The organism is Streptomyces sp. Ru72, assembly GCF_002920635.1.
Classification (GTDB): domain Bacteria; phylum Actinomycetota; class Actinomycetes; order Streptomycetales; family Streptomycetaceae; genus Streptomyces.
Genome location: NZ_PQSR01000065.1, coordinates 32,964 through 45,157 on the forward strand (window position 1 = coordinate 32,964; position 12,194 = coordinate 45,157).

Genomic DNA, 12,194 nt, shown 5'->3' on the forward strand with positions numbered 1-12,194 from the left:
GTCAGGAGTTCCCTTCGGGTGATGCCGCCACAGGTGCCTGGAGGTCCTCCGCTTCCGGGAGCCCCTCGACATCGACGCCGCTGACCTGCGCCAGCTCGTGCTTGAGCGCGGCCAGTTCGGCGCCACCGGCCATGTGGTTGGTGAGTTCCTCGAGGCTGACCTCGCTGCGCGAGGCGGAGAGTTCGAGGGTGCCCAGGCGCAGCACGCTGAAGTGATCGCCGACCATGTAGGCGTGGTGCGGGTTGTGGGTGATGAAGATGACGCCCAGGCCGCGGTCGCGGGCGGCTGCGACGTACTTCAGCACCACACCGGACTGCTTGACGCCGAGTGCGGCGGTGGGCTCGTCCAGGATGAGGACGCGGGCGCCGAAGTAGACGGCGCGGGCGATGGCGACGCACTGGCGCTGACCACCGGACAGGGTGCCGATGGGCTGCTCGAGGTCGTCCAGGACGATGCCCATGTTCCGCAGCTCCTCGTCCGCGGTCTTCTTCATACGGGCGATGTCGAGGCGGCGGAAGGGCCAGGGGCCCTTGGTCATCTCGGAGCCGAGGAAGAAGTTGCGCCACACCGGCATCAGCGGCACGGTCGCGAGGTCCTGGTAGACGGTGGCGATGCCCTTGTCGAGGGCGTCACGCGGGGTGGTGAACCTCACCGGCTCGCCGTCGACGAGGAACTCGCCCTCGGTGTGCTGGTGCAGCCCGGAGACGATCTTGATGAGGGTGGACTTGCCGGCGCCGTTGTCGCCGAGGACGCAGGTGACCCTGCCGGGGTGGACGGCGAGGTCGACGCCGTGCAGGGCCCGGATGTTGCCGTAAGCCTTGCCGGCGCCGCGCAGTTCCACGATGGGCGCCCGGTCCGCCGGGGTGGCCGTGCCGTTGTTCTGGTCGAGGTCAGCGGTCGTCATGGTGGTCACCTCCGGGTCGCGGACTTCTGGACCCACAGATTGATGAGCGTGGCGCCGAGGAGCATCACGCCGAGGAAGGCCTTGAACCAGTCCGGGTTCCAGCCGGCGTAGACGATGCCCTGGCTGACCATGCCGAACATGAAGGCACCGAAGACGGGACCGATCGCCGAACCGTAGCCGCCGGTGAGCAGGCAGCCGCCGATGACCGCCGCCGCGATGTAGATCAGCTCCTGGCCGACGCCCTCGCCGGACTGGACGGTGTTGAAGGCGAACAGCTGGTGCATGCCGACGAACCAGGCGCCGAAGCCGACCAGCATGAACAGCGAGATCTTGGTGAACTTCACCGGAACACCGACGGCCCGTGCGCTGTCCTTGTTACCGCCGACCGCGAAGATCCAGTTGCCGTACTTGGTGCGCAGCAGCACCCAGGTCGCCAGGGCCGCGAAGAGCAGCCACCACAGGACGGTGATCTTGAACTGGACGCCGCCGACGGTGAAGCTCGACGAGAAGACCGCCTTGGCCTGGTTGAAGCCGTCCATGTCGCTGATGTCGTCGGTCGCCACGTTGCCGGTGACGAGTTTGGTGACGGCCAGGTTGATGCCCTGCAGGCCGAGGAAGGTGCCGAGGGTGACCAGGAAGCTGGGCAGTCCGGTGCGCACCATCATCCAGCCGTTGAACGCGCCGATCGCGAGCGAGACCACGAGGGCGACGACAACGCCGACCCAGACGTTCATCGTGAGCTGGAAGCTGACCATGGCCGCGGTCAGCGCCGAGGTGATCACCGCGACACCGGCCGACAGGTCGAACTCGCCGCCGATCATCAGCAGGGCCACGGGCAGAGCCATGATCCCGATGGTGGACGACTGGTAGAGGACGGTGGCCATGGCGCTGCCCGAGCGGAACGTGGGGGCCATGGCGAAGAAGAAGACGAACACGGCGACGGCGCCGAGGAAGACGCCGACCTCCGGCCGGGCGAGCAGCCGCACCACGAGGGAGCGCTGAACGGTCCGGCCGTCGCGTTCCTTGGGGCCGGAGGCCGGCGGTGAGGACACCGCCGGCACAGCCTGCTGAGTCATGGGATCACCTCGTGCCCTTGGCGGCGAACGTCGCGATGGTGTCGACGTTGGACTTGTCGACGAAGGCCGGGCCGGTCAGCACCGGCTGCTCGCCGCCACCGCTGTAGTTGCCGTTGTTCTTGTAGAGCCACAGGGAGTCGATTGCCAGGTAGCCCTGCAGGTAGGGCTGCTGGTCGACGGCGAACTGGATGTCGCCCTTCTTGATGGCGTTGGTCAGGTCCTTGTTCAGGTCGAAGGTGGCGACCTTCGCCTTGCTGCCGGCGTCGGAGACCGACTGCACCGCGGTCAGTGCGTACGGCGCGCCCAGCGTGGCCACGTAGTCGATGGAGCTGTCCTGCTTGAGCTTGGCGCTGATCGTCGACTTCACGGACGGCATGTCGGTGCCGTTGACGTACAGGATCTGCGTCTTGCCGGTGAACGTCTTCTTCAGTCCGTCACAGCGCTGGGTGAGGCCGACGTTCCCCTGCTCCTGGATCACGCACACGGTGTTCTTGGCGCCCAGCTCGTTGAGCCGCTTGCCGAACGCCTCGCCCGCCACCGTCTCGTCCTGCCCGAAGAACTCCATCAGGCCCAGCTTCTTCCAGTCGCTCAGACCGGAGTTCAGGCCGACCACGGGTATCTTCGCCTGGGTGGCCTTGCTGATGACGTCCTTCATCGCGTCCGGCTTGGCGAGGGTGACGGCGATGCCGTCGACCTTCTGGTCGATCGCGTTCTGGACCAGGTTGGCCTGGTTGCCCGCGTTGGGGTCGCTGGAGTAGACGAGCTTGATGTTGTCCTTGGCCGCCGCCGCCTCGGCTCCCTTGCGGACGATGTCCCAGAAGGTGTCGCCCGGCGCCTGGTGTGTGACCAGCGCCACCGTCATCTGAGGAGTGCTGGCCTTGCCGGCGGAGACGTTGTTGCCCGCGTCCTCCGCCTTCTTTCCGCCGGAGCTGCTGGAGCAGCCGGCGACGAGCAGTGCGGAGGCGGCGGCCAGCGCGAGGACTGGGGCGACTCTGTGGGAGCGGCGAGGGTGAAACGTGCGGTCCATCTTTACCTGCACCTCACTGTGCGACCGGGGAAGGGGGGTTCGGTGCCGGACGGTACCCCGCTCGGGGCCCGGGCGGACGTCCGGGTCGTACGCCGGTTGAACCGGCGGTTTCGCTGGGACGGGATACAAACCCCTGTCGCACCCACCTGTCAATACTTTGTTAAGACATCATTTCAGGATCAGGTCCGAATGTAAGTACAAAGCCTTGACAGAGGCTCCTCGCGCGGCCTACACCTGTGATGCATCCGGGGCCGGATGCCCGCCTTCCCGGCGCCCGGTCGCCCGCATCCCCCGCATGAGGAGCGTCGCACATGCCTGAGCCTGCCGAACATTTCGATCTCATCACCATGGGCCGCATCGGGGTCGATCTCTACCCGCTGCAGACCGGTGTGCCGCTCCCCCAGGTCGAGACCTTCGGAAAGTTCCTCGGCGGCTCGGCGGCCAACGTGGCGGTGGCCGCGGCGCGTCTCGGCCGCGACACGGCGGTGATCACCCGGACCGGCAACGACCCCTTCGGCACCTATCTGCACCAGCAGCTGAAGGAGTTCGGCGTAGACGACCGGTTCGTCACGCCGGTGGACGCCTACCCGACCCCGATCACGTTCTGCGAGATCTTCCCGCCGGACGACTTCCCCCTGTACTTCTACCGGCGCCCCAAGGCCCCCGACCTGGAGATCCACACCGACGAGCTGGACTTCTTCGCCATCCGCTCGACCCGGATCTTCTGGATCACCGGCACCGGCCTGAGCGAGGAGCCCAGCCGCTCGGCCACGCTCGCCGCCCTCAAGGCCCGCGACAAGGCCGGCATCACGGTGTTCGACCTGGACTGGCGTCCCATGTTCTGGCAGGACCCCGAGACCGCACGCCCCTACTACCGCGAGGCGCTGAGCCACGCCACGGTGGCCGTCGGCAACCTCGACGAGTGCGAGATCGCCACCGGCGTACGCGAACCGCGGGCCTGCGCCGAGGCGCTGCTGGAGGCCGGTGTCCAGCTCGCGGTCGTCAAGCAGGGCCCCAAGGGCGTCCTCGCGGTGCACCGCGACGGGACGACCGCCGAGGTGCCGCCCGTGCCGGTGGAGGTCGTCAACGGACTCGGCGCGGGTGACGCCTTCGGCGGCTCCCTGTGCCACGGGCTGCTCGCCGGCTGGCCGCTGGAGAAGACCATGCGGTACGCCAACGCGGCCGGCGCGCTCGTCGCCTCCCGCCTCGCCTGCTCCTCCGCGATGCCGACCGAGTCGGAGGTCGCCGACCTCGTCGCCCGCGGCTGACCGCCGCCTCGAGGCCTCTCGCACGCGGCCCCAGGCCGCCACCCCTGAACGGAGCCAGTCTTGAGCATCAGCATCCCCGACCTCGCCACGGTGCGCGCCCAGCGCCCGGAGGCCATCGCCGAGGCCGCCGCCCGCCGTGTCCGCCGCCCGCTGATCGGCGACAGCGGCCGCCTCATGATCGTGGCCGCCGACCACCCGGCCCGCGGCGCCCTCGGCGTCGGCGACCAGCACCTGGCCATGGCCAATCGCGCCGACCTGCTGGAGCGCCTGTGCATCGCGCTGTCCCGGCCCGGCGTGGACGGGGTGCTGGCCACCGCGGACATCCTGGAGGACCTGCTGCTCCTCGGCGTCCTGGACGGCAAGGTCGTCATGGGCTCCATGAACCGCGGCGGTCTCGCCGGCGCGTCCTTCGAGATGGACGACCGCTTCACCGGACACCGCGCCGAGGACATCGAGCGCCTCCGCTTCGACGCGGGCAAGCTGCTGCTGCGCATCGACTACGACGACGCGGGCTCCCTGGCGACCCTGGAGTCCACCGCCAGAGCGGTGGACGACATGGCGGCGCGCCGGCTGCCGCTGTTCGTCGAACCGTTCATATCCCGCCGTATCGACGGCCGGGTGCGCAACGACCTCAGCGGCGAGGCCGTCACCCGGTCCATCGCCATCGCCTCCGGTCTCGGCGGCACCTCCGCCTACACCTGGCTGAAACTGCCCGTCACCGACGACATCGACGACATGGCCGAGGCGCTGGAGGCCTCCACGCTGCCCGCCGTGCTCCTCGGCGGCGAGGTCGGCAAGGACCAGGAGGGCGCCTACGAGAAGTGGCGCAAGGCGCTGCGTCTGCCCACCGTGCAGGGGATGGTCGTCGGACGGTCCCTGCTGTACCCCGCGGAGGGCAGTGTGGAGACCGCGGTGGACACCGCGGTCGGGCTGCTGTGACACCGCCCCGAGTCCTCGCCCGGACGCCACGACGCCACGAGCGTCCCGACGCCATGAACGTCCCGAACGCCACGAAGAAGGGCATCATGACCACCGCGCACCACCTCCCCGCGGGCAAGGCCGCAACCGGCGCCTACTCGGTCGACGTCACCCCCGAGTCGGCCGGCTGGGGCTACTCCAGCCTGAAGGTGCTCGAACTGCCGTCCGGCGGCTGGCACTCCTTCGACACCGGCGACAGCGAGTGGATCGTGCTCCCGCTGTCGGGCTCATGCACCGTCGCCGTCGGCGGTGACACGTTTCGGCTGCACGGCCGCGAGAGCGTGTTCAGCGGTGTCAGCGACTTCGCGTACGTGCCGCGCGACGCCCAGGTCTCGATCGCGTCCCGCGACGGCGGCCGCTTCGCGCTCACCGGCGCCCGCTGCGAGCGCAGGCTGCCCGCCCGTTACGCGCCCGCCTCGTCCGTCCCGGTCGAGCTGCGCGGCACCGGCAACTGCTCCCGCCAGGTCAACAACTTCGGCGCGGCGGGCGTGTTCGAGTGCGACAAGCTCATCGCCGTGGAGGTGATCACCCCGGGCGGCAACTGGTCGTCCTTCCCGCCGCACAAGCACGACGAGCACCGGCCCGGCGAGGAGTCGGAGCTGGAGGAGATCTACTACTTCGAGTTCGCCGCCCACGAGGGCACCCCCGGACTCGGCTACCAGCGGGTCTCCCCGTCCGGCCACAGCACCGGCACGGACGTGCTGGCCGAGGTGCGCGACGGTGACGTCGTGCTCATCCCGGACGGCTGGCACGGACCGTCCATGGCCGTGCCCGGCCACGACATGTACTACCTCAACGTCATGGCGGGCCCCGACCCCGACCGCGCCTGGCTGATCTGCGACCACCCCGACCACGCGTGGATCCGCGACACCTGGCCGGCCCAGCCGGTCGACCCCCGTCTCCCCCTCTACACGGCACCGGAGAAGCCCTGATGAGCAGCACTACCCGCCGTCTGACCGTCGCCCAGGCGCTGGTGCGGTTCCTGTCCGCGCAGTACACCGAGCGCGACGGCGTACGCCACCGCCTGATCGCCGGCACCTGGGGCATCTTCGGCCACGGCAACGTCGCCGGCATCGGCCAGGCGCTGCTCGAGGCCGGCGAGAGCGCCATGCCCTTCCACCAGGGCCGCAACGAACAGGCCATGGTGCACGCCGCCGTCGGCTACGCCCGCCAGCTCAACCGGCTCTCGGCACAGGCGGTCACCACCTCCATCGGCCCGGGCGCCACCAACCTGGTCACCGGGGCGGCCCTGGCCACGATCAACCGCCTGCCGGTGCTGCTGCTGCCCGGCGACTACTTCGCCACCCGCGCCGCCGACCCGCTGCTCCAGCAGCTGGAGCACCCGGTCGAGGCCGATGTGTCGGTCAACGACACGCTGCGCCCGGTCTCCCGCTACTTCGACCGGATCACCCGCCCCGAGATGCTCATCCCGTCCGCACTGAACGCCATGCGGGTCCTCGCCGACCCGGCGGAGACCGGCGCGGTCACCCTGGCCATGCCGCAGGACGTGCAGGCGGAGGCGTACGACTGGCCGGAGGAGTTCTTCGCCGAGCGCGTGTGGCACGTACGCCGTCCGGCCCCCGACCCGTTGGAGCTGGCGGAGGCGGTGCGCGCGATCCGCGAAGCCGAGCGCCCGCTGATCGTGGCGGGCGGCGGCGTCCACCACAGCGAGGCCGAGGAAGCCCTCAAGGCGCTGGTGGACGCGACCGGCATCCCGGTCGCCTCCACCCAGGCCGGCAAGGGCTCGCTGCGCCACGACCACCCCGCCGACCTCGGCGGAATCGGCCACACCGGCACGGCGGTCTGCGACGACATCGCCCGCACCGCCGATCTGGTCATCGGCGTCGGCACCCGCTACAGCGACTTCACCACCGCGTCGAACACGCTGTTCCAGAACCCCGGCGTGCGGTTCGTCAACCTCAACGTCACGGCCTTCGACGCCCACAAGCTCGCGGCGCTGACGCTGGTCGCGGACGCCCGGGCGGGCCTCACGGCACTCGCCGAGGGCCTGGCCGGCCATCGGGTGAGCGAGGCGTACGAGGCCGAGTACCGCGCGGGCAAGGAGCGCTGGGAGCAGGTCGTCCAGTCCGCCTACCGCGCGGACGACGAGAGCTCCGTGCCGACCCAGACGCAGGTCCTCGGCGCCCTGGACGCGGTCGTGGGCGACGACGACGTGGTGATCAACGCGGCCGGCTCGCTCCCCGGCGACCTGCACAAGCTGTGGCGGGCCCGCTCGCCGCGCCAGTACCACCTGGAGTACGGCTACTCCTGCATGGGCTACGAGATCCCGGCCGGCATCGGCGTCCAGCAGGCCGCTCCCGGCACGGCGGTGTGGTCGCTGGTCGGCGACGGCACCTACCTGATGATGCCGACGGAGATCGTCACCGCGGTCCAGGAGGGCCTGCCGGTCAACCTGGTCCTGATCCAGAACCACGGCTACGCCTCCATCGGCGGCCTGTCGGAGGAGACCGGCGGCGAGCGGTTCGGCACCGCCTACCGCTACCGGGCCGCCGACGGCACCTTCACCGGGGCCCCGCTCCCGGTGGACCTCGCCGCCAACGCCGCCAGCCTCGGCATGGACGTGCTGCGCGCCAAGACCGTACGGGAACTGCGCGACGCGCTCGCCGCGGCCCGCGCCTCCGACCGGCCGACCTGCGTCTACGTCGAGACCGACCCGACGCCCACCGCTCCGCCCGCCGAGGCCTGGTGGGACGTGCCCGTCGCCGAGGTCGCCACCCGCGAGTCCGCCGTGTCCGCCCGTGAGCGCTACGACCGGCACGCCGCCGACCGCCGACGCCACCTCTGACTTGCCCCGCTGAACGAAAGGTCCCCTCCCGCACCATGAAGACCATCAACCACTGGATCGGCGGCAAGCCCGTCGAGGGCACCTCGGGCCGCTTCGGCCCGGTCTACAACCCGGCCACCGGCGCCCAGGAGAAGCAGATCGCGTTGGCCACGGTCGACGAGGTCGACGCCGCGGTCGCCACGGCCAAGGCCGCGTTCGAGAGCTGGGGACAGAGCTCGCTCGCCAAGCGCACGGCGGTCCTGTTCAAGTTCCGCGAGCTGCTGGACGCGCACCGCGACGAGATCGCCGAGTTGATCACCGCGGAGCACGGCAAGGTCCACTCCGACGCGCTCGGCGAGGTCGCGCGCGGCATGGAGATCGTGGAGCTGGCCTGCGGCATCTCCGAGAAGCTCAAGGGTGAGCTGTCCACCCAGGTCTCCACCCGGGTCGACGTCGCCTCGATCCGCCAGCCGCTCGGCGTCGTCGCCGGCATCACGCCGTTCAACTTCCCGGCGATGGTCCCGATGTGGATGTTCCCGATCGCCATCGCGACCGGCAACACCTTCGTGCTCAAGCCCAGCGAGAAGGACCCCTCGGCCTCCTTCCGCCTCGCCGAGCTGCTCGCCGAGGCGGGCCTGCCGGACGGCGTGTTCAACATCGTCCAGGGCGACAAGGTGGCCGTCGACCGGCTCCTGGAGCACCCGGACGTCGCGGCGGTCTCCTTCGTCGGCTCCACGCCGATCGCCAAGTACATCCATCTCAAGGCGGTCGAGCACGACAAGCGCGTGCAGGCCCTCGGCGGCGCCAAGAACCACATGCTGGTCCTGCCGGACGCGGACCTGGACTTCGCCGCCGACCAGGCGATCAACGCGGCCTACGGCTCGGCGGGCGAGCGCTGCATGGCCGTGTCCGTGGTCGTGGCGGTGGGCGACACCGGTGACGAGCTGGTGGCGAAGATCGCCGAGCGCGCGAAGAACCTCCGCATCGGCCCCGGCAACGACCCGGCCTCGGAGATGGGGCCGCTGATCACGCGCGAGCACCGCGACAAGGTGGCGTCGTACGTGGCGAGCGCGGCGGAGCAGGGCGCCGAGGTCGTGGTCGACGGTACGGGCTACTCGGTCGACGGTCATGAGGACGGCTTCTTCATCGGCGTGTCGCTGCTGGACAAGGTGCCGGTGACGGCTGACGCGTACAAGGACGAGATCTTCGGCCCCGTCCTGTGCGTGGTGCGCGCCGACACCTACGACGACGCCATCAAGCTGATCAACAGCTCCCGCTGGGGCAACGGCACCGCGATCTTCACCCGGGACGGCGGCGCGGCCCGTCGCTTCCAGCTGGAGGTCCAGGCGGGCATGGTCGGCGTCAACGTGCCGATCCCGGTGCCCGTCGGCTACCACTCCTTCGGTGGCTGGAAGGACTCGCTCTTCGGTGACCTGCACATCTACGGCAACGACGGCGTCGCCTTCTACACCCAGGGCAAGGTGATCACCACGCGCTGGCCGGACCCGGCCGACGGCGGCATCAACCTCGGGTTCCCCAGCAACTCCTGATGAGAGCGGCGGCCGGTGCGGGAGCGGGCGTGTGGCCTCCCGCACCGGCCGCACTTTCCCCGATTGTCAGGACAAGATGATGACAAGTGTTCCGGTCAACCGGTCGGCGGCATATTCTCCCGCTGTGACCACTTCCGCACCCGACGCCCTCGACTTCGCCCTCGACCGCAGCAGCCCGGTCCCCCTCTACTACCAGCTGGCGCAACAGCTGGAGGCGGCGATCGAGCACGGGGCGCTGGGCCCGGGCAGCCTGCTGGGCAACGAGATCGAGCTCGCCGGACGGCTCGGCCTGTCCCGGCCCACGGTGCGCCAGGCCATCCAGTCGCTGGTCGACAAGGGCCTGCTGGTCCGCCGCCGGGGCGTGGGCACGCAGGTGGTGCACAGCCAGGTCAAGCGCCCCCTGGAGCTGAGCAGTCTCTACGACGACCTGGAGTCCGCGGGACAGAAGCCGGCGACCCAGGTGCTGCGCAACGAGGTGGTGCGGGCTTCCGCCGAGGTCGCCGCCGCGCTCGGGATCGCCGAGGGCGGCGAGGTGCACCGCCTGGAGCGCCTGCGCCTCGCCCACGGAGAGCCGATGGCGTTCCTGTCCAACTACGTGCCGACCGGACTGCTGGACCTCGACACCGAACGGCTCCAGGCCACGGGCCTGTACCGGATGCTGCGGAGCGTCGGCGTCACCCTGCACAGCGCCCGGCAGACCGTCGGCGCCCGCTGCGCCACCGCCGAGGAGGCCGAGCGGCTCGGCGAGCCGGAGGGCGCGGCCCTGCTGACCATGCAGCGCACGGCGTACGACGACACCGGTCGCGCCGTCGAGTACGGCACCCACATCTACCGCGCCTCGCGCTACTCCTTCGACTTCCAGCTGCTGGTGCGGCCCTGACCGGCCGGGCTCACGCCAGGTCCACCCAGCCGCGCCGCTCGGCCGAGCGGCTCATGGCGTCCAGGGCTGCGGCGCTGCGCACGGCGTCCTCCAGGGTCGGGCCGTGGGCGGTGCCCTCCGCGACGGAGCGCAGGAAGTGGTACGCCTCGATGACCTTGAGGTCGTCGTAGCCCATGCCGTTGGCCGAGCCGGGCTGGAAGGCGCCGTACTCACCGTGCCCGGGGCCGACGTAGAGGGTGCTGACGGGCTGGTCCTGGTAGGCCGTACCGCGGCTGACGCCGAGTTCGCCCATGCGGCGGAAGTCCCAGAAGAGGGCGCCCTTGGTGCCGTGGACCTCGAAGCCGTAGTTGTTCTGTTCGCCGACCGAGACCCGGCTCGCCTCCAGCACGCCGCGGGCGCCGGAGGCGAAGCGCAGCAGGCAGCTGACGTAGTCCTCGTTCTCCACGGGGCCCGGCTCGCCGCCGGTCGCTCGGGTGTGACCGGCGGTGGCGCCGGTGGGACGGGCGCGTTCGGGGATGAAGACGGCCGTGTCGGCGGCCAGCGACTCGATCTCGCCGAGCAGGAAGCGGGCCAGGTCCACGCCGTGCGAGGCGAGGTCGCCGAGGACTCCGCTGCCGCCGCGCTCCCGCTCGTAGCGCCAGGTCAGGGCGCCCTCGGGGTGGGCGGCGTAGTCGCTGAAGAGGCGGATGCGGACGTGGGTCACGGTGCCGATCTCACCGTCGGCGATCAGTTCACGGGCGGTGGCGACGGCGGGCGCGCCCCGGTAATTGAAGCCGACCGTGCCCTGGACACCTGCCTTGGCGACGGCGCCCGCCACCGCGCGGGCGTCCTCGGCGGTCAGGCCGACCGGCTTCTCGATCCAGATGTGCTTGCCCGCCTCGGCCATGGCGACGCCGATCTCGCGGTGCAGGAAGTTCGGGGCGGCGATGCTCACCGCCCGCACCCGTGGATCGGCGGCGATCTCACGCCAGTCCCGGACGGCGGTCGCGAAGCCGTACCGAGCGGCGGCCTCCTCCGCCCGGCCTGGAACCTCGTCGGCGACGGCGACCAGTTCGGGGCGCAGGCGCAGCTGCGGGAAGTGGTGCGGCAGGCGGACATACGCCTGGGTGTGCACCCGCCCCATCCAGCCGAATCCGACGACGGCGACGCCGAGCGTACTCACCATGACTGCCCCTCTTTGGACCGTTCCAGAACGTGCGCGGCCCACACTGGAGGGCATACACCTCCTTGTCAATCCCTTTGACAAGCGCGTCCACCGTATGGAACGGTCCAGACATGAGACCGCCGACGATCCGCGATGTGGCCGAACGGGCCGGAGTGTCGAAGTCGCTGGTCTCCCTGGTGCTGCGCGGTTCCGACCAGGTGCGCCCCGAGAAGCGGCGGGCGGTGCTGGCCGCCGTCGAGGAGCTGGGGTACCGGCCCAACGCCGCCGCGCGCAGCCTGAGCGAGCGCCGCACCCGCACGGTCGGCGTCCTGCTCAACGACATGCGCAACCCCTGGTTCGTGGAGCTGCTCGACGGCCTGAACTCCCGGCTGCACGACGCCGGTCTGCGGATGCTGCTGGCCGACGGCCACCTCAACCGGCGCCTCGGCGAGGACCTGACCCGCACCTTCACGGACCTGCGGGTCGACGGGCTGATCGCGGTGGGGACCCTGCCGCCCTCCGAGGCACTGCGCCAGGCCGCCGCCCGGGTCCCCACCGTCGTCGCCGGGGCGCGCGAGCCGG

11 protein-coding genes are annotated in these 12,194 nt (G+C 70.6%); 7 read left to right on the plus strand and 4 right to left on the minus strand.

Going from position 1 to position 12,194, the window contains the following annotated elements:
• Window position 1: 1 nt before the first annotated feature.
• From C3488_RS26110 to C3488_RS26120, 3 genes are read right to left on the minus strand one after another with little or no spacing between them, the layout of a single operon-like run.
• Window positions 2-904: an ATP-binding cassette domain-containing protein gene (locus tag C3488_RS26110; protein WP_103843369.1), complete on the minus strand. Its 903-nt coding sequence runs from the start codon at window positions 902-904 to the stop codon at window positions 2-4.
• Between the two features lie 5 nt (window positions 905-909).
• Window positions 910-1,980, minus strand: coding sequence for an ABC transporter permease (locus C3488_RS26115; RefSeq protein ID WP_103843356.1), 1,071 nt, complete (start codon window positions 1,978-1,980; stop codon window positions 910-912).
• Between the two features lie 4 nt (window positions 1,981-1,984).
• A complete protein-coding gene (locus C3488_RS26120; RefSeq protein ID WP_103843357.1) occupies window positions 1,985-3,007 on the minus strand; it encodes a sugar ABC transporter substrate-binding protein in 1,023 nt (340 codons plus the stop codon).
• A gap of 311 nt (window positions 3,008-3,318) precedes the next feature.
• Between C3488_RS26120 and iolC the strand changes: the two genes are divergently transcribed.
• The 6 genes from iolC (at window position 3,319) to C3488_RS26150 (ending at window position 10,468) form a co-directional block, all read left to right on the plus strand.
• Window positions 3,319-4,275, plus strand: a complete 957-nt coding sequence (gene iolC, locus C3488_RS26125; protein ID WP_103843358.1) for a 5-dehydro-2-deoxygluconokinase — start codon at window positions 3,319-3,321, stop codon at window positions 4,273-4,275.
• A 60-nt stretch (window positions 4,276-4,335) separates the two neighbouring features.
• Window positions 4,336-5,214 (plus strand): deoxyribose-phosphate aldolase, encoded by an 879-nt coding sequence (locus C3488_RS26130; protein ID WP_103843359.1) that lies wholly within the window; start codon window positions 4,336-4,338, stop codon window positions 5,212-5,214.
• A gap of 86 nt (window positions 5,215-5,300) precedes the next feature.
• The gene (gene iolB, locus C3488_RS26135) at window positions 5,301-6,185 is read left to right on the plus strand and encodes a 5-deoxy-glucuronate isomerase (RefSeq protein ID WP_103843370.1); all 885 of its coding nucleotides are present in this window, start codon (window positions 5,301-5,303) and stop codon (window positions 6,183-6,185) included.
• Complete coding sequence (gene iolD / locus C3488_RS26140) at window positions 6,185-8,059, plus strand: 3D-(3,5/4)-trihydroxycyclohexane-1,2-dione acylhydrolase (decyclizing) (RefSeq protein ID WP_103843360.1); 1,875 nt, start codon at window positions 6,185-6,187, stop codon at window positions 8,057-8,059. The genes iolB and iolD overlap by 1 nt, the downstream gene beginning before the upstream one ends.
• A gap of 35 nt (window positions 8,060-8,094) precedes the next feature.
• Window positions 8,095-9,588 carry a CoA-acylating methylmalonate-semialdehyde dehydrogenase gene (locus tag C3488_RS26145; protein ID WP_103843361.1) on the plus strand — a complete coding sequence of 498 codons (1,494 nt, stop codon included), beginning with the start codon at window positions 8,095-8,097 and terminating at the stop codon, window positions 9,586-9,588.
• 79 nt (window positions 9,589-9,667) lie between these two features.
• Window positions 9,668-10,468, plus strand: a complete 801-nt coding sequence (locus tag C3488_RS26150) for a GntR family transcriptional regulator (RefSeq protein ID WP_103843362.1) — start codon at window positions 9,668-9,670, stop codon at window positions 10,466-10,468.
• Between the two features lie 10 nt (window positions 10,469-10,478).
• Here the strand turns inward: C3488_RS26150 and C3488_RS26155 are convergent, their stop codons facing one another.
• On the minus strand, window positions 10,479-11,633 hold the full coding sequence (locus C3488_RS26155; protein WP_103843363.1) for a Gfo/Idh/MocA family protein: 1,155 nt from the start codon (window positions 11,631-11,633) through the stop codon (window positions 10,479-10,481).
• A gap of 110 nt (window positions 11,634-11,743) precedes the next feature.
• On the opposite strand from C3488_RS26155, the gene C3488_RS26160 reads away from it, so the two are divergent.
• Window positions 11,744-12,194 (plus strand): LacI family DNA-binding transcriptional regulator (locus C3488_RS26160; protein WP_146067922.1); only part of this gene is annotated, 451 nt, incomplete at its 3' end.

Bases quoted from the DNA above. Each gene is read 5' to 3' on its own strand.
- C3488_RS26110 (WP_103843369.1), bottom strand. From the start codon at position 904: ATGACGACCGCTGACCTCGACCAGAACAACGGCACGGCCACCCCGGCG.
- C3488_RS26115 (WP_103843356.1), bottom strand. From the start codon at position 1,980: ATGACTCAGCAGGCTGTGCCGGCGGTGTCCTCACCGCCGGCCTCCGGC.
- C3488_RS26120 (WP_103843357.1), bottom strand. From the start codon at position 3,007: ATGGACCGCACGTTTCACCCTCGCCGCTCCCACAGAGTCGCCCCAGTC.
- iolC (WP_103843358.1), top strand. From the start codon at position 3,319: ATGCCTGAGCCTGCCGAACATTTCGATCTCATCACCATGGGCCGCATC.
- iolB (WP_103843370.1), top strand. From the start codon at position 5,301: ATGACCACCGCGCACCACCTCCCCGCGGGCAAGGCCGCAACCGGCGCC.
- iolD (WP_103843360.1), top strand. From the start codon at position 6,185: ATGAGCAGCACTACCCGCCGTCTGACCGTCGCCCAGGCGCTGGTGCGG.
- C3488_RS26145 (WP_103843361.1), top strand. From the start codon at position 8,095: ATGAAGACCATCAACCACTGGATCGGCGGCAAGCCCGTCGAGGGCACC.
- C3488_RS26150 (WP_103843362.1), top strand. From the start codon at position 9,668: ATGACAAGTGTTCCGGTCAACCGGTCGGCGGCATATTCTCCCGCTGTG.
- C3488_RS26155 (WP_103843363.1), bottom strand. From the start codon at position 11,633: ATGGTGAGTACGCTCGGCGTCGCCGTCGTCGGATTCGGCTGGATGGGG.